The organism is Candidatus Omnitrophota bacterium (assembly GCA_040755155.1).
GTDB lineage: Bacteria > Hinthialibacterota > Hinthialibacteria > Hinthialibacterales > Hinthialibacteraceae > JBFMBP01.
Window position 1 is genome coordinate 34,755 of record JBFMBP010000078.1, and the last position, 22,574, is coordinate 57,328.

A 22,574-nucleotide genomic window follows, 5' to 3' on the forward strand; every position below is an offset into this window, starting at 1 on the left:
ACGCCTGTTTTACCCCGCGAGAGGCTGGACGCCTCTTCTACTCTGATAAATGACGAAACGATACGGCGTTCAGCGATTATTCTTTTCGCCCTGGGCGGGAAGGGGAGGCATATCGACTCCCCCCGGATGAAACGGGTGGCATTTCGAGATACGGATCAGGGAGAGGAATCCTCCCTTGAACAATCCAAAAGTGGTGATCACTTCCGCCGCATATACGGAGCACGTTGGGTAAAAACGGCACGACCTCGGCAGCCAAGGAGACGCCCAACGATGATAGGCTTTCAACATGCCGGCCGCCAGCCGCGACGGCATCGACGGTAAATACCGCATCACTTTCTTCAGGATGATCTTACTCGATCTCCACGCTCGGCGCATCCGTTTTCTCCTCGATTATAGTCATTGGAAGAGGAGCCGCGTTTTACAGAAGATTTTGTTGTTTCAAGATGCCGATCAAGTCGTCTTCCATTTCTGCGTATGAAGCTTCCTGGATGCCTGTCTGGGTTCGGATTACGATATCCACCTTACTCTTTAAACGGTTTTTGATGCGCCGAAGAATCTCACGAACCCGCCTTTTCGCCCGATTACGAACTACCGCTTTGCCCGACCGGCGGCCCGCTATCGCCGTAAAACGGGATACGGGTTTATCCGTTGCGCGGATATGGACGATAAAATATTTTCCCGCAATCCCGCGCCGCCGAAGCGCGTTCCGTATTTCGCTTCTTTTCCGCAGCCGTTCGCTTTTTCCGTAACGTTCGTCCAAAATAGAGTTATACGTCTCGCGGCGGCGATTTCCTATAAAGAAATCTTAGCCGGAAACCGTCAAGCGATAACGCCCTTTCTGTCTTCTTCGCCGCAACACGTCGCGGCCGCCGCGAGTCTTCATGCGCGCTCGGAAACCGTGGACTCGCACGCGCTTGATTTTGCTGGGTTGATAGGTTCGTTTCATGGTTTTTCTATCGCCTGATTATTCTATAAAGTATTTGTTTTTTTGAACTAAATAGGATACTTCTCCCTCCACTCCAGTCAAGACGCCTAAAAGAGGGGGAGGTCCTGCGTCCTTATCCTACGATTTCCTCGCCGCCATCCACGTAAATAACGTTGCCCGTCATCCAGGCCGCATCGGGATGGGAGAGCAACGCGATAACGTTTCCTATATCCTCCGGATTCGTCAACCGCTTGGAAGGATTACGGGCGAGCGCCCCATTGATTAATGCTTCATGGCCGGGAATTTTGCGCAATGCAGGCGTATCGGTAACTCCGGCGCATATGGAGTTGGCGCGGATTCCATAAGGCGCCAATTCCAACGCAATCTGACGAATATGCGATTCTAGAGCGGCTTTGGCGGCGGAAACGGCGCCGTAATGAGGCCAAACGCGCCCGCCCCCTGAGCTGGTCATCGCGAATATGCGGGTTCCCTCCTGAATCAATCCCTCCCGCCGCAGGTCTTGAATCCAATAGACCAGACTATGCGCCATGACGTTGAGCGTCATTTCCATCTGGGCGGGAGTGATTTCCGCTTCGATATTTTCTGCGAAATAATCGCGCAACGTCCCAAAAGCAAGACTATGAAGAATGCAACGAAGGGGCGCATGGCCCATCCGTTCTTTCATCGCCTGGATGGTTTGTTTTCGTTTTTCTTCGTCCACGGCATTGTAATTGAAAAACTCCACTTCGACGCCCTGACTTTTCATCTCGTCGATTTCTTGATTGATTTTATCTATCGCCCCCCGCCGGTCGAAATGAACGCCGAATAAATTCATGCCTCGAAAAGCCAATCTTTTCGCTGTCGCCAGTCCGAATCCGCTGGATGATCCTAGAATCAAACCCCACTCGCCTCGATACCATTTCTCCACTTGGAGATCCTCCTCGACGCTGCAATTTCGAGTCTCTTTCTCAATCGCCATAAAAGAAAAACCACTCCGGTTGGAATTTCCTTATCTCCCTCGAATTTCCCTGTCTTCTTTTTCATTAGCGGCCTATGCTGGGCGGATGCAATGCCTCCCATTGACGCCGCCGCGTGCATTATACCGTCTTCAACCAATTCACGAACCGCCGCCGCATGATTTTATGCGTATCCCTTACAAAATATTTTTGTTATAAATATCTATAAAATCCTTGGCAACGGCGTCTTTTCTCTGGACGAAGACGCCATAACGCCCCTGTTAATTTATGCTTGTTTTTCATGAAAGGAACGATTTTATAGGCTGGATGGTCTTCGAATCTCGTTTTTTTTCTCGTCTCGTTCCGCTTCCAGGCGGCGGATATCCGTTTGCAAGCGTTCTTGGATTTTCGCCTGCGCTTCGGGATTGTTCCATGATTCTTTCAATTCGCGTTCCGCCAAAATTTTAACTTCGGCGATTTTGGAAAGATATTTATTATCCATCTCCGCTAACGCCGCCTTTTGTTCTTCCGTCAAAGGGGGCGGAGAAGGCGATTCCTTCTCCAATCGTTCCATAGCTAGTTCGTAAGCGCTTTTCATAGCAACGCTCCACATTTATAAATTGCAAAATATTAACATGTTACCCGACATCGGTTATCTAAATATGGGTAAAGCAGGCGTCTCGCCTGCAATAACAAGACAGGCGAGACGCCTGTTTTACCCTCAATATTCCCCATTTAAATCCAATAATATGCCGAGTAGGATTTGTTGTTATTAGTAAATGCTATTGGATTGAAGTTAACCGCCAAATACCTGCTTGACTTTATCGAAAAACGACCGCGACTGGGGATTGGTCTCTTCGCCGCTAATGGTGGCGAATTCTTCGAGCAATTCCCGCTGACGAGCCGTCAGCCGCGTCGGCGTCTCCACCAAAACTCGAACCAGTTGATCGCCTTGGCCATAACCGCGTAAACTGGGCATTCCTTTGCCGCTCAAGCGAAATACTTTACCCGTCTGCGTTCCGGCGGGAACTTTCATTTTCACGCTGCCTTCCAATGTGGGAACCCGCAATTCCGCGCCGAGAGACGCCTGGGCGATGGAAATGGGCACTTCGCAAACTAGATCCTCGCCTTCGCGTTCGAAAATAGGATGCGGCGCAACGAGCAGAACGATATACAAATCTCCCGGCGGTCCACCGAAATACCCCGCTTCGCCTTCGCCCGCGACTTTCAATTTCAAGCCCGTCATGGTTCCCGGAGGAATTTTGATCTTGACTTTGCTCCGGTGCATAACTCGCCCCGTCCCATGACATTTTACGCAAGGATTGGTAATAACCGTTCCTATGCCTCCGCAACGGTTGCAGGTGCGGGAGATGCTGAAAAAGCCCTGCGCCATATTGATCTGTCCTCTTCCGTTGCACTGAGGGCAAGTGGAGGGCTGGCTGCCAGTGGCGCAGCCGTTGCCGCCGCAAGCGTCGCAGGAGGTTTGCCGGGGAACTTCGATCTGTTTTTCGACGCCTTTATATGCTTCAATCAGCGAGATTTCCAAATCGTAGCGCAAATCGTCGCCCCGGCGAGCGCGGGAACGCGAGCGGGGGCGCGAACGTCCCCCGCCGAAAAATTCGCCGAATATATCCCCGAAATCGCCGAAAATATCCTGAAAATCGCGGAAAGCCGCTCCGCCGGGACCGCCGAAACCGGCGCCGCCTACGCCCGCATGGCCGAACTGATCGTAATCGCGGCGTTTGCTGTCATCGCCGAGAACTTCGTAGGCTTCGGTCGCTTCCTTGAATTTCTCCACCGCGTCCTTATCGTCGGGATTGCGGTCCGGGTGGTACTTGAGCGCCAGTTTCCGATACGCTTTTTTTATCTCATCCTGAGAGGCGTTTTTGGAAACTCCCAAGACCTCGTAATAATCGCGTTTACCTGCCATTGTGGCCATTTCCTGCCCTTTACCTGAGCCATTTTGGCGCAAAAATTTTTACTATCCGGTTATAATATCCTCAAAATATCTACTTTCCCTATTAATAACGCAAAATTTAGTCCTATTTTCCGCCCTATTGACTCGTAATGGAGGAGATATTTTGACTATATCACTTTCATTTCCAAGAATATAGAGAGATTAATTCTAAGCTAAATCATTCTCGGAACTTCATAAATCGCGACTTTCGGCTTGAATTCATCGAAATAGAGGAGAGGAAAACGAATAACCGTATATAGGAAATATCTCTCAGCATCTTCATCAACCTTCTCTTCGCTGATATATTGTATAATCTCAAGTAGGTTATTAGAGCGAAAGATAATAAAATTGGGAAATTTTCGAAATCAGCGCAATGAAATGAAAATTACCGCCGATATATATCTTGGGGATTGCAAGGAGCAATTAAAAAAACTACGGGACGATTCCATCGATTTAATCATAACTTCGCCGCCCTATGCCGACCAACGAAAAAACACTTACGGCGGCATTCATCCCAACCAGTACGTAAACTGGTTTTTGCCTATTTCCGAACAGCTTTTGCGAGTTCTTAAACCGACTGGAACGTTTATATTAAACATTAAGGAAAAAGTAGTCGAAGGCGAGCGCAGCACATATGTAATCGAACTAATATTGAATATGCGAAAACTAGGGTGGTTGTGGACGGAAGAATTCATTTGGCATAAAAAAAATTGCTATCCCGGCAAATGGCCCAACCGCTTTCGCGACGCATGGGAAAGACTGCTCCAATTTAATAAAAACCGAAAATTCAATATGTATCAAGAAGAAGTCATGATTCCTACCGGCGAATGGGCTAACTCAAGACTCAAAAACCTCTCTGAAACCGATAAGATCCGTGACAATTCCAAAGTGGGAAGTGGATTCGGCAAAAATATCTCCAACTGGTTGGAAAGGGATAAAGCCTACCCAACGAATGTCTTGCATATTGCCACCGAATGCAATAACAAAAATCACAGCGCCGCTTTCCCTGAAGAATTACCCGAATGGTTCATTAAACTATTTACAAAGGAATACGACGCGGTTCTCGATCCTTTTATGGGGTCGGGAACAACTATTCTTGTTGCAAATAGACTGAAACGAAATTCTATAGGCATCGATATCATTCCCGAGTATTGCGAAATGGTGAAAAAACAATTGGATCCAGACAAGTTCTATCTATTTGAACTCATTGAATCTACTTGAGTTATAATTATACTACCCTAAGAATCTTTTATAAGTTGCATATGGAAACGTTAAATTTAGAAGACTTATCGCTGTACGTTGTACAGAATATCGGGATATTCCACCAAAAGCGCATTCAATGCCTTGATGAATTGAAACTATCGCAAGTACTTGAACGTAAAAATCCCTATCTGTTTAAAGCGAAATACGTATTGACCGCCGAACAAATTGTAAAAGGTTTAGTGGACGCCTATATATCTTCAAACGAAGAAACCATTTTTGGCAATTGGTTGGAAGGACTTGCAATTTATATCAACGGCAAGGTCTTCAATGGTCGCAAATCGGGCATAACCGGCATTGATCTTGAATTTGACCGTAATGGAACAAGATATATTGTAAACATCAAATCAGGGCCGAATTGGGGAAATAGCTCACAAATATCTAAAATGAAAGCCGACTTTATTACAGCCAAAAAGAAACTGAGAACCAGCAATTCCAGATTGAACGTCATCGCCATAAATGGTTGCTGTTACGGAAGAAACAACAAACCGGACAAAGGAGAATATTTTAAATATTGCGGTCAACGTTTTTGGGAGTTTATATCCGGAGACAGTGAACTCTATACGAAAATCATCGAGCCTCTTGGGCGCAAAGCCAAAGAAAAAAACGATGACTATGTAAAATCCTATAGTCAAATGATCAATAAATTCACCCAAGAATTCGCCAACAGATTTTGCAAAGAAAATGGAGAAATCGATTGGGACGAATTAGTGCGCTTCAATTCGGCGATTGTAAAGCCTAAGAAAAGGAAATAAAAGACTAACCAAACGCCGCAATGAACGGCGGACTTAAATGATACGTTAAATCATCTTATCAAGGAAAATCAGCGTAATCATTACGCATAATTATAAAAATCATCGGCGAGGCGAGCATGAAAACCATCCAGCGGACGCATTACTGCGGCGATTTGAGAACGGAACACATCGAGCAAACGATTTCTCTTTGCGGTTGGGTTTGGCATTGGCGAGATCACGGCGGAGTCATCTTTATCGACATCCGCGACCGGTCGGGCCATGCTCAACTTGTCTTCGATCCCCAGACCGATAACGCACTTCTGCAGCGCGCCACACAACTGCGCAGCGAATTTTGCATCGGCGTAACCGGAGAAGTGCGCAAGCGTCCGGAAGGAACGGTTAATCCCAACATGCCCACCGGTGAAATCGAAATCCTGGTGCGCGATCTGCATGTTTTCAGCGAATCGGAAACGCCTCCTTTCCCCATCGACGATCATGTCGACGTGGGCGAGGATATCCGTCTGAAATATCGGTACTTGGATATGCGCCGCCCCGCTATGCGCAAGAATATTCTCTTCCGCAGCCGCTGCTATCATGTTGTGAGGAACTATTTCGCTCGCAACGGTTTTGTCGAGGTGGAAACGCCCGTCCTGAGCAAATCCACGCCTGAAGGAGCGCGCGATTTTCTCGTTCCCAGCCGCGTCTCGCCGGGTGATTTTTTCGCTCTGCCCCAATCGCCGCAACTTTACAAACAATTGTGCATGATCGGCGGGTTGGATCGTTATTTCCAAATCGTCAAATGCTTCCGCGACGAAGACCAGCGGGCGGACCGCCAACCAGAATTCACACAGATCGATGTGGAGATGTCCTTTCTGACGCCGGAATTGCTTTATGGAATCATGGAGGGACTAATCGACGAATTATGGAAAGAACTTCTAGGTGAAAAAGTGGAGACGCCGTTTCCCCGCATGTCCTATTTCGATGCGATGGAGCGCTTCGGCTGCGACCGGCCCGATAAGCGCTTCGGCATGGAATTGAAGGATGTCGGCGATATCGCCCGCGAATCCGAATTCAAAGTCTTCCGCTCCGTAATGGAAGAAGGAGGCAAAATATCCGGTCTTTGCGTAAAAGGCGGCGCCGCTTTCAGCCGCAAAGAGATCGACGATCTCGGCGCCGAAGCGGCCATCTATGGCGCCAAGGGCATGGCTTGGATGAAATATGGGGAAAAAGGCCTCGAATCCAACATCGTCAAATTCTTCTCCGAAGGCTTGCAGCAAAAGTTGATCGAGCGCTTTGCGGCGCAGCCCGGCGATCTGCTTCTCTTTGTCGCCGACGAACCCCCCGTCGTTTTCGCCAGTCTCGCCCATCTGCGCCTGCATATCGGCGCGCAGCAAAAACTCTACAACCCGGAAGAGAACCGCTTTCTTTGGATTGTGGACTGGCCTCTATTCGAAAAAGACGACAACGGCAATCCCACGCCCTGCCATCATCCCTTTACTTCTCCGCGTCTGGAAGATATCGATAAATTCGAAACCGATCCCTTCGCCATGCGCGCCCTGGCTTACGACATGGTATTGAACGGCATCGAAATCGGAGGCGGCAGCGTCAGAATCCACCGCCGCGACGTGCAAAGCCGCATGTTCAGAACCCTTGGCATCGGCGAAGAGTTAGCGCAGCAGCGATTCGGCTTTCTTTTGGACGCCTTCCGCTTCGGCGCCCCGCCCCACGGCGGCATCGCTTTTGGCTTCGACCGGCTGATTATGCTGATGTTGCGCGAGCCGAACATTCGCGAGGTCATTGTCTTCCCCAAAAACCAGCGCGCCCAAGCCGTCATGGAAGGCGCGCCTTCCAGCGTGGAAATGGAACAGCTGAAGGAGCTGGGCATCCGGTTGCGCGGCTGATCCGCCGCATTTAAAAAATTTTCTTTCCTAAATAGGAGCGCTATACTATCGGTTAACTGCGTAGGGTGGGCTCAAAGCGAAACGTAGCCCACCCTCTTCCAGAGGAGAGCAACCATGACCGTCAAAGAGCGCTTGCATGTTCTGATCGATCGTCTTCCCGACGAAAAAGCGAAAGAAGCGGAATGCATCCTCCAACGTCTTTCCCTGGAGGACGATCCGTTATGGCGCGCCCTGCAAGACGCCCCCGAAGATAACGAACCGTTGACGCCGGAAGATATCCAGGCGATCGAGGAGGGGTATGAAGATATCGCTCGCGGCGATCTTATTCATTGGAAAGAAGTGCACGCTAAAGCAAAAAAAGAATTCTGATGCCTTGGGATCTTTTTTATACAAAAAGAGCAAACCGCGATCTTCTTCGCATCCCTTATAATGAACGTCAAATCATTCTTCATTCGCTTGAAAAAGTAATTGTCGATTTCCAAATATCCGATATCAAAAAATTATCTGGACGAAAAAACGAATGGAGAATTCGCGTGGGGAAGTGGAGAGCGATTCTTCAATTCAACTATGAAGACGGCATTATTAGGGTTCTTCGCATCCTTCCCCGCAAGGACGCTTATCGAGATTGATAACGTCTTCATCTACTCCCTGCAATTGTATTCCACTCTTTTCCCAATTCTTCCTTAAATACCTTCCGATTCATCAGATAGTTAAGCGGCGCAAGCGTCGAACGCTGAGTATAACGAATTGGAAATGATCTTCGATTACTCAAAAAATTATTTGTATAAAATTATATACGTCCTATTGACTATATTTTCGATTTATCGTATTGTTGCCGTAATAGGCTTCTTATCTAAAAGTAAACGATCCGAAAGTCGGCGAAAGATCGTTGCAAGAATAATTTGGAGATTCGGCGGTTTTCGGCAAAGACTTGGTGGCGTTGGATAAAAGGAATTAATTTTTTCGGCTGAAATTTATTCGTACAATCCGCTTCGCCGCGATCAATCCGTTCGATGTCCTAATAACCATACGAAACGGCATAACGACATTATTCTTTTCGACCTCAATGAGGAATCTTCAACGATAAAGGAGAATAACGGTCATGAAAAAAAGTTGTCTGGGATTTCTTTGTGGTTGCGCGCTTCTTCTTTCTGCTGGAAGCCTTCAAGCGCAAGTGGTGAAAGAGATTCATTTCTCCGCCGCCGAAGGCTATACGGACGGGCCTTTGGTCGGCCAACCGGCCGGGAGCGACTCTAAATGGATTGCAGGCAGCGCAGACATGGGCGAAGATATTTATATTGTAAAGAACGAAGCCATGGTCGTTCAACCAATTCCAAACATGCAAGTTTGGATATATATCCCCATTCCCGTGCAAAAGATGGATTCCGGAACCATCACTTTTCTTTGGGACTGGCAATATTTCGGACCTCCGGAAAAGAAGATGGATTTGGGCTTCGTTCCCAGCGATTCGGGAAATTATATGAAAGACGGCAGTCCTTTTGCGGCCTTCGGCGAACAAAGCTGCCCGATGCGTATGGGAGACGTGATCGACGCCCGTAAAGGCGATTTGGCCTGCGGTGGAACCTGGGTTTCCGATAATGGAGTTCCTTACAGAGACGGAGTACTTGTCCACATGCGTATGACGATCGATCTCAACGAGTTGGATTTTAGCGTTTTTGCGCAGAGAGAAGGAGAAGAGGAAGTTCAAGTGGCGGAAAACTTCATGATGCGTTGTATGCCCAGCGATGCCACTGGCGGTTTGAACACGATGACGTTTTGGGTCAATGGCGGCGATGTCGAAACCAGCGTAGTTCTAGATAATTTCATCCTCATCGGTCCCTCATCGACGCAAGATTGGGATTTGTATTGAAGCTTGTTAACTTGAAACTTTAAGCCAATAACAGTATTTCATACTCTTTGCATCAAGGACGCGGCGTCCGTTTCGCCGCGTCCTTTTTTTATTTATTTTTAGATAGCCGTACAAAAGAAACGATATTTCTTTCTATAGAAAACACGATAGATCAACGATGCGTATCGATGCGATAGAAAAAAATAGCGGTGGATCGCCTTTAGCGGAACCCATCCTTACTGTTAAATTTTTGTTGCCTTTTTATCCTATAACGATAAAATAGATGGGATTATTTATATAAGAGTTCATCATTGCCTAACAACCGTTATGCATCGCGGGCGCCATTCGGTCATTTCGATGGAAGGATGATTCCATGAATACTCCCAGATTCATACCGATCCTGTTGTTGGCGTTAATGTGTTGTCTTCCTCAGCCCGCCCTGGGGGAGGACGTTTATATTGATACAGAGTTACTCGACCTCAAAAAAATACGGGAAGAAGAAAATCTCGGCGAGAAAAGCCGCATCGTAAGGCTCTACATCTTTATCGCCGTTCGCTCAGGCCAAGGCTTCGAAGCCTACGCCGCCCGCGGCGACCGCGATCTCGACAAAGATGGAAAAAAGGCGATCGAACAACCCAACAATCTGGCCGAATACGACCATTTCGCCAAAATCGAGAGAGATCTTCAATTCGACGGCTCCGAACATATCTGCTTCATCACAGCCCTTCCCTATTTCGAGACGCTATTCAAAAAGGAAAATCTGAAAGATCCTTTCGAAAAAGGCGACGTCCTCGAAATCCCCGCCAAGGTTACGGAAAAAGACAAAAACAAACTCGTCGGCATTAAAACCCTGGCCATCATGAGTTCCACCGGCGCCAATCTGGGCATCGAACGCTATATCGCCTTCTACAACAAATCGACCGTCACGGAAAACAAGCCGGTGCTGGATAAAGACGGCAAGCCCGTCAAAGACGAAGCCGGTAAAGACAAAGTCGAACAAATCTCCAAAGTCGTCATCTCCTCCTACGGCCTCATCGAAATCACCGTGGTGGACGCCTGAGACACAACGATGGGCTATAATTCAAATAAAGGAGATAAAATGTTTTTGCATGTAACTCATGTACAGTATTTGAATGACTACCGGCTGCGGCTGGAATTTAACGATGGGAAAGTCAAGGACCTGGACTTGAAAAACGAATTGTACGGCGAAATCTTCGAGCCGTTGAACGATATCGATCTCTTCAAGAAGGTCTACGTCAATCCCGATACGGGCACGATCGAATGGCCCAACGGCGCCGATTTCGCCCCGGAATTCCTTTTTGAGAAAGGGCGGAAAGTCAGGAAAAGCGCCTGAAAACGCCAACGCAATAAAGATATTATTGGCTGGGTGGCAAGGGCAAATGTTGTTTTGCCCTTGAGCGAATTTCTTCGAGGGGCTTTTATGGAGGTGGCTTATGAATAAAGAAAAAGAGTCAAAGAGTTTATTGGATGTTTGGGAGTGGAAAGAATCCACCTATCAAGAAGTTGCCGATTTGCCCATAGAACAAGCGTTGGAGAAACGTATTCTCGATTCCACCCAATCGGCGAAAAAGTTAGGTTTTGCTTTATCTCCTCCAAGTAACGCCCAACCAAAAGCGACAATTATCCATATAGAGAACCAATGAAAAGGGAATACGATTTTTCCCAAGGAGAAAGAGGAAAATTTTATCGTAATGATGGGGGGTGATATACGCTCTCAGGCAAAAGATATAAAAACCACCTTGCGTCTTGCGCGCAATCTATAGGAAAGCATTATGGCCAAAACCATCACGATTCGTTACGATGTCGCCGAGCACCTTCGCACGCCGGAGGAAATGGCGGCCTATCTGGAAGCCTGCCTAGAAGAAGCTAATGGCGACGCCGCCTTCGTCGCCAAGGCGCTGGGCGATATCGCCCGCGCCAAGGGCATGTCTCAGGTAGCGCGCGATGCTGGTCTATCCCGCGAAAGCCTTTACAAAACGCTTTCTGGAGAGCGTACTCCCAACTTCGACACTATCCTAAAGGTCATGGGAGCGCTGGGTTTGAAATTTCATGCGGAAGCCGCTCGCACAGCTGAAGCATCAGCCAAACCAAGCGCGCCATCCAACGCTCGCGCCTCGCGCGGCTAAACTTTGGCGTAAAAAGAAGACGAAATGTTTTTGCATGTAACTCATGTACAGTACTTGAAAGACTACCAGCTGCGGCTGGAATTTAACGATGGGAAAGTCAAAGACCTGGACTTGAAAAACGAATTGTACGGCGAAATCTTCGAGCCGTTAAACGATATCGATCTCTTTAATAAGGTCTACATCAATCCCGATACGGGCACAATCGAATGGCCCAACGGCGCCGACTTCGCCCCGGAATTCCTTTACGAGAAAGGGCGGAAAGTCAGGAAAAGCACGTAAAGCGCCGATGCCTAGAGGCTTGCAACCAGTTCGAGCCGGACACCCAATCAAATGGGGCATAACGAATTCCGAATAATTTTATAGTATAAACTGCTCATCAAGCGATTTCGATGCGAATTAAGATATAATCGTAGATTGAGGTGAATTAATGAACTACCTTGAAAAAGTGGAAATTAAGGGATTCTGGGGGAATAGAGATATTTCGATATCATTCAATCCTGATGTTAACTTCCTTATTGGAGTAAATGGTTCAGGAAAAACAACTGTAATAAACCTGATAGCCGCTGCTCTAAATGCTGATTTTCCGACTCTTGACCGGCTTCCCTTTAACTCAATGCAGCTTCAACTAAGAGAGGTGAATGGAAACAGTACGCCATCAATAGAAGTGGAGAAGAAACCCCAAGAAAGATCTCCTTATCCATCTATTAGTTTCAGTATAAAATCCAAAGAAACTGACAAGGCCGTAAATTATTCTTTAGATCAGATTGAAGAAGGCCGCATTTATAGAACAGCCTCTCATGAATACTATCACTCTTATCCTGCACGTCACTCACAAAGGTTAGGAAAAATACATTACGATATAATTGAGCATCTTAGCGGTTTGGTAAATATTAGCTGGCTGTCAATTCATCGTACTACTGCTTCATATCGCTCAAAAGAGGAGAGGAGTTTCGAATCTACTATTGATCAAAAACTGAGCGAATTATCAAACGAGTTTATTAAATACTTCTCTCTTCTTGATAAACAATCTGCAATTGAAATAGATAGATTTCAACAAACAATTTTTCTCTCTTTATTATCGGATGAAAGCGAAAGTGAAGTTTTTTCTATCCTTAAGAGCCTTGATCCTGATAATGAAAAGCAAGAATTGATCAAAATATTTAAGCTTTTTAGATTGGATGAAAATGAATATCTAAAGAGTGTTGAAAGACATTTTGATTCTTATTCGAAATTGTTTCAGAAGTTATCTAATAGTTCTGGCTTTCGCTTAGAGGATTTGAGTGTTCTTATCGGTACTCGAAGAATACATTCTATCGTCCAGGATTGGAGCAAACTCACTGAAAAACAGAAGGATATCTACAAACCACGGAATACATTTTTGAATGTAGTTAATTCATTAATGCAGCGGAAGGAAATCAAAATAAATGAGAAAAATGAACTAGAAGTAAAAACGCAGTCAAAAAAAATTTTTCCTCTTAAGTTCCTTTCATCAGGAGAGAAACAATTGCTTATTATTCTAGGTGAAGCTTTACTTCAACAATCAGCACCATGGATATATATTGCAGATGAACCGGAACTATCATTGCATGTTACTTGGCAAGAAAGCCTTGTCCGAAACCTGAGAAACGTTAATCCTAAAGCACAAATCATTTTTGCTACACACTCACCAGATATAGTGAGTAACTTTCATGATCGTGTATTCGATATGGAAAAGGTAGTATCATGAATTTTAGGCGAACTTCTAGCGGCTTATCAAATCAGCACCTTTTTCTTAATGTTGATACTATAGTATTTGTTGAAGGTAGTACTAGCTACTCGAAAGATGATGTTTATAATGGCAAATTTACTACTGATTCTTTTGATATTAAGTTTTGGCATGAACTTTTCTCAATTTTTCTAAAAAAGAAAAAAGTCCAATTCAGAGCTATTGGATCTAAGAGTACCTTAAAAAGTATAGCTGAAGATATTGAAAAAGGAGAAATAACAAACGTGTACGTTGCCATGGACAGAGATTTCGATATTCTTAATTTTAGGCATATCCAAACAAAAGGTGTACTTTATACTTATGGTTATAGTTGGGAGAATGATGTTTGGCAGCCAGAGGTCGTTCAAGATGTATTCGGTACTATCTACATTGGTATTCTACCAGGTGAAGTTGCTGAGCGAATTTTTACATTGTACAAACAGTTTGTGAATGATATTAATATTGCTGTATACGCAGATGCTTTTCTAAGTAGATTTAATAGGTCATTTATACCTAGAGACAAGCATATGAGATGTATTAAATTTGAACGAGACTCTGAACCTACAGCTAACATAGATACAATTCAGAATCTACTTGAGAAGATACGTTTTTCAAAAGAAGAAATTCAAGATTTTGGATCAAGATACACAATTGATCCCTTTAGTGACTGTTATGGACATCTACTATCCGACTTCTGCTATTTCTTGATCTCCTATTTTTTAAAAAAAGTATCTAAATCCCCGTCCATGTCAAAAGATTGTGTAATTAGTATTGGAATTGATAAATTTATAAATAGACTTACCAAACGGCAGATACCGACTTTAAATACGCATTATAAGAATTATTTCTCATCTCTTTAATCACGAAAGCCGAATTTAGAATTTTTTGTTCTAACAAGAGCATACACACATCCAGACAACAAGGGCAAATGTCGTTCCGCCCTTGATCGAATAAGCCCTTATCGTGAATTCAAGGACAGAAAGAACTGGCGCAATAAGAGAGATAATATTATGGATAAGGCTCTTTTAGAAAAAGCCTTAGAGACACCGCCTAACGAAAGGGTGGCGTTTGCCGAGTTGATTCTTGCCAGCATCGATTGCGAAGAGGATGAAATTCGCCAATCATGGATAGCCGAAGCGGAAAGCCGTAGGATAGCATTCGAGGAAAGCCGGGCGAAATTATTGGATTTTGAAGGGCTATACTATCTATGAGCCGCAATGTTCGCTGGAAAGGAAAAGAACATGCCGCTAAACCTTAAAGAGGAGTACGTCCATGAAGTTCGCCCGGATCACTCATAATCCTGCGGTGATGGGCGGCAAGCCTTGCATTCGCGGCTTGCGGATTACTGTGGGAACCATCGTCGGCTTGCTGGCTTCCGGCGAATCGCGCGAACGCATCTTGCAAGTTTACCCGCATTTGGAACCGGCCGATCTGGACGAGGCGTTGGCTTACGCGGCTTGGCGTCTGGAAGAACGCGAAGAGGAAATGTTCGTTACATGAGCCATACACAGGAAAGGAATGACAGATGGATAAAACGATCCTGGTGAATTTCAACGACCTCTGGTCGAAAGACCGCGAGTTGCAAGGCCAGGCTTTTTGTCATGTTCTCGAGGCAACAAACAATTGCGTAGAGTGGGCGTATGAAGTGTGGGATGCGTTGATGGAAAACTTGACTCACAAAGACAACCATAATCGCGCTATTGCCGCTCAGGTTCTATGTAATCTAGCCAAAAGCGATTCAAAAAACAGATTGTTGGAAGATTTCGACGCCTTGTTTGCAGTTACTAAGGACGAACGGTTCGTTACGGCAAGGCACTGCTTGCAAGCTTTATGGAAAGTAGGCGCGTCGGGAAAGAAACAACAAAAGTTGTTGGTCGACGCGCTGGAAGGCCGCTTTGAAGAGTGCGTTGCGGAAAAGAATTGCACCTTAATCCGTTACGACATCATCCAAAACCTTCGTAAAGTGTATGATGCGGTCCATGACGAAAATATCAAAGCGAAGGCGCTGGAATTGATCGAAAAGGAAGAGGATATCAAATACCGCAAGAAGTACGCAAGCCTTTGGCGGGTGAAGTAAAATCCTCGATTAAGCCGGGTTCAAGGAGAGTTATCGTTCCGCTCTTGAATGAACTATACCCTCAACCGCACGCCGTCGAGCGTTTATAATCGTATCTAATGGCATAGAGAGAATCTTGGCCATTCGCAGGAAAGGAGAACAACATGCCGCTAAACCTTAAAGAGATGACCATTGAAAAGAGGAAAGCCATGTCGTTAGTGATGAAAGAAATTGCGAACCAAGCCCTTACTCTTCCTCCCGATGAACGCGCCCAATTGGCGCATGAACTCATTGCAAGCCTGGACGACGCTGTCGACGAGGAAGCGGAAACGGCTTGGGAGGCGGAGATTGGAAAACGCGTTCAGGAAATTAAAAGAGGCAAAGCGAAAGGCAGGCCTCTAGAAGCCATACTTGCCGAGATCCAAGCCAAATATTCATGAAACGCATCTTTGTTCACAGCGAAGCCGAATTGGAATTATGGCAAGCGGTTGAATACTACGAATCCAAACGCATTGGATTGGGGCTTGATTTCGAACACGAGGCGAGACGCGCCTTTGCCGATATCCTGGAAGCGCCCGACAGGCAGCCGATAACAAGATTCGGCGCAAGACGCCGTCTGCTCCATCGATTTCCATTTGCTATCCATTATTTGGAAATTCAAGATATTATCTGGATAGTAGCAGTAGCGCATACCAGCCGTAAACCATTCTATTGGCTCAATCGTTCAATAACACCATCTACTTGAAAACCGAATAGAATTTGCTCTTACGTTCATCCCTTCTTTACCCTCCAGCGGCGAATGCGCTATTATTGCGGCATCTTGATTTTCAGGAGGTTTGCCATGCGTTTTTCGCGATTCGCTATTTTTTCTTTTCTATTCGTTCTTCTTCAATCCGCTGTTTTTGGGCAAGTGCGCTCTCCTTTGGAAAGTCTTTCGATTGCTCCCAATTACGAATCCCATCGCATTTCCAGTTACGACCGCAATGGCTATAATGCCGATTGGATCAGCATCGAGCCGGGCGAGACCCGCGTTCTGGCGGAAATTGACGGCCCCGGCGCCATCACTCACTTCTGGAACACGATTTCCGCCGAACCTTACTATTCGCGCATGTTGATTATGCGTTTCTATTGGGACGGCCAGGCGATGCCTTCCGTCGAGGTTCCTCTCGGCGACTTTTTCGGCGTCGGCCATGGATTGAATATCCCCTTCCATAGCTTCGTAATGGATAACTCTTCCGAAGGGCGGGCGCGCAATTGTTACTGGTACATGCCCTTCAAAAAATCCGCCAAAGTTACCGTCACCCACGAAGGCTTCAACAAGGTTCGTTCCTTTTATTACTATATCGATTACCGCTCCTTCAAAACCATCCCTGACGACAGCCTCTATTTCCACGCCCAATATCGCCAGGCCGTGCCCAATCCCGCCGTGGACATTAAGGGGAAGAATATCGACGGCAAGACCAATTACCTGCTTATGGAAACCACAGGCCGGGGCCAATACGTCGGAACGATCCAAAGCGTACAGATCAATCAAGACGGCTGGTACGGCGAAGGCGACGATATGTTCTTCGTCGACGGCGCCGAAACTCCGACGATGACCGGTACCGGAACCGAAGATTATTTCAACGACGCTTGGGGTTTTCGTCCCTTCGATTATCTCTACCACGGCGTCACTCTCTGGGAAGGATACAAGAAGGGCAATCGGGGAACGGCTTATAAATGGCATATCTTCGATCCCGTCGCCTTTACGAAATCCTTGCGCGCCACCATCGAGCACGGTCACGCTAACGACCGCCAGGACGATTTCTATACCGTCGCCTTTTGGTATCAGACTCTCCCCAGCCCGGAGCCGCCCGCCATGCCCAACGTCATGAACCGTCTGCCCGACGAAGGCCAACTGTACGCCGAACGCACTCTCATCGGCAAAGAAATAACCACCCATCTCCAGGAAAAACGGCTGGACGCCGCTCTCGCCCGCGTGCAGGAAGTCATCGATACGGCGGAGCGAGCCGACGAATATGGCTATTGGTCCTTGCGCAAGGGATTTCTGCTCAAACAAACCGGCAAACTGGCGGAAGCTAAAAAAGCGTTCGACGCGGCGCTGGAAAAAAGCCAGAAAGAAGACAAATACTCGGAATGGGACGCTGGTTCCATCCACTGGACCGCCGAACGCGAATGCCCCGTTTTGGCGGATAAGAAAAAAGCCAGGCTTTACGCTTTCGGCGACGATACCTACGAAATCTTCCTCGACGGAAAATCCATCGGCCAGGGAGGCGGCGGCGATCAAATCGGCGATTTCGAAATTGCGTTGTCCCGCGGCAAACATACGCTAGCCGTCAAAGCTGTAAACCGCTCCGGCGCCGCCGGACTGGCGATCCAACTAAGCCATATCCGGGGATACGAATTGACGGACGAGACATGGAAAGTTTCGGAAACGGAAGCGCCCAAATGGAACGAGAAAAAATTCAACGCTTCCGCCTGGAAAAACGCCGCGCCAAGCGGAACGCTGGGCGAAGCGCCTTGGAACAGCATGCGCCAACCCTTCGCCTTTCTCGCGCCCATCCTCACGGCGAAAGCCATTTGGACGCCCGACGGCGCCAAGGACAACCAAACCGTTTATTTCCGCAAAGAATTTCAAGTGAAGTAATTATGTCTCACGCATCCATTCCCTCTTACCAAGGAGAGGGAATGGATGCGCTCTAAACGGTACGCCTGAAAGAGCAGAGCCTATTCGTTTGGGATTAATCCTAAAAACGGCAGTTGAAGCGCAGAATTCTCCGTTGGCAGTCTTTTGAAGTCTCTCTGGCGATCCTGCTTGATTGGCGGTTCAGCCCATTTGCGGCAGCTTTTTGAGGCAAGCAAGTATTTTTCCTTGCAGAAATTTCTGCAACGCACGGCTCAAAATCAGTCGCCACCGGTCTTGCCAATCCAACGGCTCTGCATTCCGCTTTAATTCGAGAAGAAACGCCGCCAACGATTGCAGTTGTTTCTGAATCCATGCAGTTTTGCTTGAGAAGATTGTTCTTCTCATAAGGAGCGCGCTGTTCGGATCGAGATGAAAAAAGTCCGGCGTTCCGCCGTCGTCGTCTTAGACGCCGATCTTCTCTTGGACGTAAGCCGGTTTGTTTCCGATTTTGAAGCGGAAGGGGCGCTCTTCGGCTTCAACCGCATTCGGGCGTACAAGATAATACGGGAATACGCCGAAAGCGTAGGCCTGAAATACATTCACCCCCACAAGTTCCGGCGCAGTTTGGCCATTCACCTGCTCCAGCAGGGCGCGCCCATTCCGGTGATCTCCGCCCGGCTGGGTCACGCCTCAGTGTACGTCACCATGCAGATGTACATGAAGGTGACGCCGGAAATACAGGCGGAGATGGTCAAGCACGTGGCGTGGCGGTAAGGCTTCGCGGGCGCCATTTCTGGAATTGGGGAAGAATCCAACCATGCCGGTTCTGGCATTTTGTCGCAACCAGTTGACTTTCTGTGCGACAAACCTATACTGATAGTTAGGCGAAAAATTGAAGGAGATCAAAGCCGTGAGCAATTTGAATCCCATTCAGGAGACGCGCATCAATGTGCGCATTAAAGGTCCGATGGCCGCGCATGTGGAACAAAGCATCGGCCCGCAAGGCTTGTATGAAAACCAAAGCGAATATATCCGCGATTTGATCCGCCATGATATGGAAAATTCTGCCTTGAACGAAATGACCGAAGTTTTGCGAGAAAGCAACGCCGATATTCTTGCCGGCCGCGTTTTTAAATCGACCGGTAACTATTATGAGGATAAAAAGATATTTGCAGAGAAAGAAAAGAACGGCTGGGCTTGATCCTTGACTGACTATGGCCTGACGCGGCGCGTTTTTCAACAACTTCGCGATATCGAAGAGAGATCGGAACGAAACTTCGGCCATGCCCAAACCGAAAAATATATGGCCGACATCTATAAAGGGTTTGAGAACGCGGCGAATAATCCCCACCGCGATAAAAGCCGTTTCGATCGTTCCAACCCGTTTTTTTTGCAGCCAGCCGGCGCGAATCATTTTGCCATTTATTACCGCTTTGAGGATCATATTGTTATCGGCGCCGTCTTCGGCCAAGAAATGAATATTGAAAGACAAATATCCAGACTGAGAAGCCGCTTGGCTCATGAGATTGATGCGATGCGCGAAGAAATTAAAGCGAGAATGGCTGATAAAGAGGGTTTTGGCGCAACGCTCGAAAAAGGGGAATAGGAACATTCGGTTAAATACTATGGTTCTTCGCCTATTTCGCGCCTTCGTGGTTCAAAAAACGTTCGAATCACGAAAACACGATAATCCACGAACTTCACGAAGAACGGATTTTTTTCGTGGTTCAAAAAACGTTCTTCTTCCAACCTTTCCCGTTCGAACCACGAAGGCGCGAAATTTCACGAATTTCACGAAGAACGGCTTTTCAATTCACAATTCTTTTAATTTCCAGCTTCTTTCCTCCAAAGTTGAGAAGCTGGGCTATTTTCTTATTGCTGGCGCGCAAGTAAGAAAGGATTTCCATAAAATCAATGTCCTCTAATGCCGCTTTGGCTTTTATTTCAATCAAACAATCGCCAACATAGAAATCCACGCGCTTTTTGCCGACTTTTTTTCCTTTATAGATAATATCGATTTCCGCCTCACGGGTGAATTCGATGTTCCGTAGTTTCATTTCATAAAAAAGCGCCCGTTGATAAACTACTTCTAGAAATCCGGGACCAATTGCTTTGTGCACTTCCAAAGCAGCGGATATGATTTCTGGAGTGCCATCATTAAATTCATATTTGTTTTCAGCCATATGTTTTTAACCTCTGAACCACGAAGGCACGAAATTTCACGAATTGCGCGAAGAACAGCTTTTTTTTTACGTTTTCGTGATTTGAAAAATCGCTAATCAATTCTATTTCGTCTGAATCACGAAAGCACGAAATTTCACGAATTGCACGAAAAACGGCTTTTTTTTGTGCTTTTCGTTCCCTTCGCGCTTTCGTGGTTCAAAAATCGTTCTCCAATCCTCTTCCGTTCGAACCACGAAAGCCATGAATCGACACAAAACCCGCGAAGAACGGCTTTTTTTCGCGCTTTTCTTTTCCTTTCGCGCCTTCGTGGTTCAAAAATTCGCGCGCGCTGCGCTTCGTGCAGCAAAGAGTAAAAGACTAATAGTAAAAAGCGTAATTAAGACCGCGCAAAAACAATCCGGAAGCCGATGATGCTATCCCCAACATCGGGCCAGCTCCTGCTGCGGTTGGCAGAACGGCAGAGACGAGAGATGTCGTTCCAGCTGCCGCCCCGGACCACTCTATAATCGCCTTTATTTGCCCCGGTTGGATCATTTTGAGCATCTGAACTATAATCCCCAAACCGATCCAGGCACCACTCCCACACATTGCCGCTCATATCATACAATCCCCACGCATTCGGCTTCTTTAAGCCTACAGCATGCGTTTTTGAGTCTGCATTACCCGGATACCATGCATATTCAACGATTTGCGTATAACTGGTATCGTCTCCCCAATAAAACGACGTCGTCGTTCCCGCTCGGCAGGCGTATTCCCATTCCGCTTCCGTGGGCAAGCGGAACGTCCCTTGTCCCATTTGATTTAACTTCTGGATGAAGGTTTGGCAAACATCCCAAGATACTCGTTCCACCGGCAGATTGTTTCCTTTGAAATGCGAAGGATTGTTGCCCATCACCGCCTGCCACTGCTCCTGCGTTACTTCATATTTTCCCATATAGAATGGTTTAGTAATTGTTACTTGATGCTGCGGTCCTTCATTATCCATTCGGTCTTTTTCCATCTCCGGGCTGCCCATCATAAATGTTCCCGCCAGAATCAAAACCATCTCCAGCGGTTTTGCACATTTAGGAAAATTAGGCAAGGGAATTACGATGGATTTGGGCGGTTCTTGAATTTTCAGTTGTGTTGGAAATTCGATTTTTGGCCCCTGTTTTGGCTTCGGCGGGATGATTGCATCTTCTTCCCGATCCTCTTTTCTTCGCAACTCAACGTATAACAAGCACGTGCGGAAGCCGAGGTTATCGCTCCAGTAGCCGGGTCCGCTCCCGCTGCGATACGCAGAACGGCAGTACCAGGAGAGGCTATCCCAACAGCCGCCCCGGAACACCCTATAAACGCCGCTATTTGTACTATTAGGATCATATTGCGTCTCAGAATCATAACTCCCATACCAATCCTGGCACCACTCCCAAACATTTCCACACATATCATATAAATCATAAGAGTTTGGCTTCTTTAATCCCACCTCATTGGTTTTTCTGTCTGAATTACCATTATACCAAGCGTATTCTTCAATCAGCATTCCATCAGGATCATCCCCCCAATAAAACCGCGTCGCCGTTCCCGCCCGACATGCGTATTCCCATTCCGCCTCTGTCGGCAGCCGAAATGTCACTTTTCCCAGCTGGTTTAATTTCGTAATAAATTCTTGGCATTTATCCCATGATACCGATTCCACCGGAAGATTGTTTCTTTTGAAATGCGAAGGATTGCCGCCCATCACCGCCTGCCACTGCGCCTGTATTACTTCATATTTTCCCATATAGAATGGTTTTGTAATCGTCACTTGATGTTGAGGTCCTTCATCATCGTACCGGTCTTTTTCCCTCATTGGACTGCCCATCATAAACGTCCCCGCCGGGATTAAAACCATTTCCAACGGTTTTGCATCTTCAGGCAAATTAGGTAAAGGAATTACGATCGATTTGGGCGGTTCTTGAATTTTCATCTTTGTTTCCATCAGCTTTGTTCCTTCGGTTGGGTTGGGTAAAGAAATATCACGACATCGCCCAAAATTCCGCCCCCCGCCACGTTCAACACACCGCGGGCGATTTGCTTCAACCCGTAGAGGCCGATATGCTTCATCAATCCCATAATTTTTTCCGCTTCCGCCGGCGAGGAATAACGCCTTGATGCGCAAAGAGACATCGTCTTATACAGAAACGCCTACCGGAATAGGTTGTATCAATTTTTGGGGGAAAAATAAAGCCGATAAATCACACGGGGAGGTCCGCG

At 46.8% G+C, this 22,574-nt stretch carries 31 protein-coding genes; 21 read left to right on the forward strand and 10 right to left on the reverse strand.

What is annotated here, in order from left to right; translation table 11 throughout:
• Positions 1-69: 69 nt before the first annotated feature.
• From yidD to dnaJ, 6 genes are all read right to left on the reverse strand, one after another.
• The gene (yidD, locus tag AB1656_10345) at positions 70-312 is read right to left on the reverse strand and encodes a membrane protein insertion efficiency factor YidD (protein MEW6235774.1); all 243 of its coding nucleotides are present in this window, start codon (positions 310-312) and stop codon (positions 70-72) included.
• Between the two features lie 106 nt (positions 313-418).
• Positions 419-760 (reverse strand): ribonuclease P protein component, encoded by a 342-nt coding sequence (rnpA, locus tag AB1656_10350; GenBank protein ID MEW6235775.1) that lies wholly within the window; start codon positions 758-760, stop codon positions 419-421.
• 45 nt (positions 761-805) lie between these two features.
• Positions 806-946 carry a 50S ribosomal protein L34 gene (rpmH, locus tag AB1656_10355; GenBank protein ID MEW6235776.1) on the reverse strand — a complete coding sequence of 47 codons (141 nt, stop codon included), beginning with the start codon at positions 944-946 and terminating at the stop codon, positions 806-808.
• A 112-nt stretch (positions 947-1,058) separates the two neighbouring features.
• Positions 1,059-1,853 (reverse strand): SDR family oxidoreductase, encoded by a 795-nt coding sequence (locus AB1656_10360; GenBank protein MEW6235777.1) that lies wholly within the window; start codon positions 1,851-1,853, stop codon positions 1,059-1,061.
• A 344-nt stretch (positions 1,854-2,197) separates the two neighbouring features.
• On the reverse strand, positions 2,198-2,479 hold the full coding sequence (locus AB1656_10365) for a hypothetical protein (protein MEW6235778.1): 282 nt from the start codon (positions 2,477-2,479) through the stop codon (positions 2,198-2,200).
• A gap of 198 nt (positions 2,480-2,677) precedes the next feature.
• Entirely contained in the window at positions 2,678-3,811 is a 1,134-nt protein-coding gene (gene dnaJ / locus AB1656_10370; GenBank protein MEW6235779.1) for a molecular chaperone DnaJ, read from the reverse strand.
• A 405-nt stretch (positions 3,812-4,216) separates the two neighbouring features.
• Here dnaJ and AB1656_10375 point away from each other — a divergent pair, with 405 nt between their 5' ends.
• From AB1656_10375 to AB1656_10455, 17 genes are all read left to right on the forward strand, one after another.
• Positions 4,217-5,059 (forward strand): site-specific DNA-methyltransferase, encoded by an 843-nt coding sequence (locus tag AB1656_10375; protein ID MEW6235780.1) that lies wholly within the window; start codon positions 4,217-4,219, stop codon positions 5,057-5,059.
• Positions 5,060-5,100: 41 nt separating this feature from the next.
• Positions 5,101-5,853, forward strand: coding sequence for a PmeII family type II restriction endonuclease (locus AB1656_10380; protein MEW6235781.1), 753 nt, complete (start codon positions 5,101-5,103; stop codon positions 5,851-5,853).
• A gap of 116 nt (positions 5,854-5,969) precedes the next feature.
• Complete coding sequence (gene aspS / locus AB1656_10385; GenBank protein MEW6235782.1) at positions 5,970-7,733, forward strand: aspartate--tRNA ligase; 1,764 nt, start codon at positions 5,970-5,972, stop codon at positions 7,731-7,733.
• A gap of 114 nt (positions 7,734-7,847) precedes the next feature.
• Positions 7,848-8,102, forward strand: a complete 255-nt coding sequence (locus AB1656_10390) for a hypothetical protein (GenBank protein MEW6235783.1) — start codon at positions 7,848-7,850, stop codon at positions 8,100-8,102.
• Positions 8,102-8,362 carry a type II toxin-antitoxin system RelE/ParE family toxin gene (locus tag AB1656_10395; GenBank protein ID MEW6235784.1) on the forward strand — a complete coding sequence of 87 codons (261 nt, stop codon included), beginning with the start codon at positions 8,102-8,104 and terminating at the stop codon, positions 8,360-8,362. Before AB1656_10390 ends, AB1656_10395 begins: the two co-directional genes overlap by 1 nt.
• Before the next feature lie 473 nt (positions 8,363-8,835).
• Positions 8,836-9,603, forward strand: a complete 768-nt coding sequence (locus AB1656_10400; GenBank protein MEW6235785.1) for a hypothetical protein — start codon at positions 8,836-8,838, stop codon at positions 9,601-9,603.
• 352 nt (positions 9,604-9,955) lie between these two features.
• Positions 9,956-10,642 carry a hypothetical protein gene (locus tag AB1656_10405; GenBank protein MEW6235786.1) on the forward strand — a complete coding sequence of 229 codons (687 nt, stop codon included), beginning with the start codon at positions 9,956-9,958 and terminating at the stop codon, positions 10,640-10,642.
• Between the two features lie 39 nt (positions 10,643-10,681).
• The gene (locus AB1656_10410; protein MEW6235787.1) at positions 10,682-10,936 is read left to right on the forward strand and encodes a DUF2442 domain-containing protein; all 255 of its coding nucleotides are present in this window, start codon (positions 10,682-10,684) and stop codon (positions 10,934-10,936) included.
• A 100-nt stretch (positions 10,937-11,036) separates the two neighbouring features.
• Complete coding sequence (locus AB1656_10415; protein MEW6235788.1) at positions 11,037-11,246, forward strand: hypothetical protein; 210 nt, start codon at positions 11,037-11,039, stop codon at positions 11,244-11,246.
• 129 nt (positions 11,247-11,375) lie between these two features.
• Complete coding sequence (locus AB1656_10420) at positions 11,376-11,729, forward strand: addiction module antidote protein (GenBank protein ID MEW6235789.1); 354 nt, start codon at positions 11,376-11,378, stop codon at positions 11,727-11,729.
• Positions 11,730-11,753: 24 nt separating this feature from the next.
• Positions 11,754-12,008 carry a DUF2442 domain-containing protein gene (locus tag AB1656_10425; protein MEW6235790.1) on the forward strand — a complete coding sequence of 85 codons (255 nt, stop codon included), beginning with the start codon at positions 11,754-11,756 and terminating at the stop codon, positions 12,006-12,008.
• Between the two features lie 148 nt (positions 12,009-12,156).
• A complete protein-coding gene (locus AB1656_10430; GenBank protein MEW6235791.1) occupies positions 12,157-13,455 on the forward strand; it encodes an AAA family ATPase in 1,299 nt (432 codons plus the stop codon).
• Complete coding sequence (locus tag AB1656_10435; GenBank protein ID MEW6235792.1) at positions 13,452-14,333, forward strand: DUF4435 domain-containing protein; 882 nt, start codon at positions 13,452-13,454, stop codon at positions 14,331-14,333. Before AB1656_10430 ends, AB1656_10435 begins: the two co-directional genes overlap by 4 nt.
• Before the next feature lie 150 nt (positions 14,334-14,483).
• Positions 14,484-14,684: an addiction module protein gene (locus AB1656_10440; protein MEW6235793.1), complete on the forward strand. Its 201-nt coding sequence runs from the start codon at positions 14,484-14,486 to the stop codon at positions 14,682-14,684.
• A 61-nt stretch (positions 14,685-14,745) separates the two neighbouring features.
• The gene (locus AB1656_10445; GenBank protein MEW6235794.1) at positions 14,746-14,973 is read left to right on the forward strand and encodes a DUF433 domain-containing protein; all 228 of its coding nucleotides are present in this window, start codon (positions 14,746-14,748) and stop codon (positions 14,971-14,973) included.
• 25 nt (positions 14,974-14,998) lie between these two features.
• The gene (locus tag AB1656_10450; GenBank protein ID MEW6235795.1) at positions 14,999-15,550 is read left to right on the forward strand and encodes a hypothetical protein; all 552 of its coding nucleotides are present in this window, start codon (positions 14,999-15,001) and stop codon (positions 15,548-15,550) included.
• 143 nt (positions 15,551-15,693) lie between these two features.
• The gene (locus AB1656_10455; GenBank protein MEW6235796.1) at positions 15,694-15,969 is read left to right on the forward strand and encodes an addiction module protein; all 276 of its coding nucleotides are present in this window, start codon (positions 15,694-15,696) and stop codon (positions 15,967-15,969) included.
• 35 nt (positions 15,970-16,004) lie between these two features.
• On the opposite strand, the gene AB1656_10460 is transcribed toward AB1656_10455, so the two are convergent.
• Positions 16,005-16,175, reverse strand: a complete 171-nt coding sequence (locus tag AB1656_10460; protein ID MEW6235797.1) for a hypothetical protein — start codon at positions 16,173-16,175, stop codon at positions 16,005-16,007.
• 195 nt (positions 16,176-16,370) lie between these two features.
• Between AB1656_10460 and AB1656_10465 the strand changes: the two genes are divergently transcribed.
• Complete coding sequence (locus tag AB1656_10465) at positions 16,371-18,176, forward strand: DUF2961 domain-containing protein (protein MEW6235798.1); 1,806 nt, start codon at positions 16,371-16,373, stop codon at positions 18,174-18,176.
• A 180-nt stretch (positions 18,177-18,356) separates the two neighbouring features.
• Here AB1656_10465 and AB1656_10470 read toward each other — a convergent pair whose 3' ends face one another.
• On the reverse strand, positions 18,357-18,560 hold the full coding sequence (locus tag AB1656_10470) for a hypothetical protein (protein MEW6235799.1): 204 nt from the start codon (positions 18,558-18,560) through the stop codon (positions 18,357-18,359).
• Between the two features lie 24 nt (positions 18,561-18,584).
• Between AB1656_10470 and AB1656_10475 the strand changes: the two genes are divergently transcribed.
• From AB1656_10475 to AB1656_10485, 3 genes are all read left to right on the forward strand, one after another.
• Positions 18,585-18,929 carry a tyrosine-type recombinase/integrase gene (locus AB1656_10475; GenBank protein MEW6235800.1) on the forward strand — a complete coding sequence of 115 codons (345 nt, stop codon included), beginning with the start codon at positions 18,585-18,587 and terminating at the stop codon, positions 18,927-18,929.
• Positions 18,930-19,065: 136 nt separating this feature from the next.
• Positions 19,066-19,356 carry a CopG family transcriptional regulator gene (locus tag AB1656_10480; GenBank protein MEW6235801.1) on the forward strand — a complete coding sequence of 97 codons (291 nt, stop codon included), beginning with the start codon at positions 19,066-19,068 and terminating at the stop codon, positions 19,354-19,356.
• 3 nt (positions 19,357-19,359) lie between these two features.
• Positions 19,360-19,761 carry a type II toxin-antitoxin system RelE/ParE family toxin gene (locus tag AB1656_10485; GenBank protein ID MEW6235802.1) on the forward strand — a complete coding sequence of 134 codons (402 nt, stop codon included), beginning with the start codon at positions 19,360-19,362 and terminating at the stop codon, positions 19,759-19,761.
• A 202-nt stretch (positions 19,762-19,963) separates the two neighbouring features.
• Here the strand turns inward: AB1656_10485 and AB1656_10490 are convergent, their stop codons facing one another.
• Positions 19,964-20,338, reverse strand: coding sequence for a GxxExxY protein (locus tag AB1656_10490; GenBank protein MEW6235803.1), 375 nt, complete (start codon positions 20,336-20,338; stop codon positions 19,964-19,966).
• A 377-nt stretch (positions 20,339-20,715) separates the two neighbouring features.
• On the reverse strand, positions 20,716-22,479 hold the full coding sequence (locus AB1656_10495) for a formylglycine-generating enzyme family protein (GenBank protein MEW6235804.1): 1,764 nt from the start codon (positions 22,477-22,479) through the stop codon (positions 20,716-20,718).
• Between the last annotated feature and the right edge of the window lie 95 nt (positions 22,480-22,574).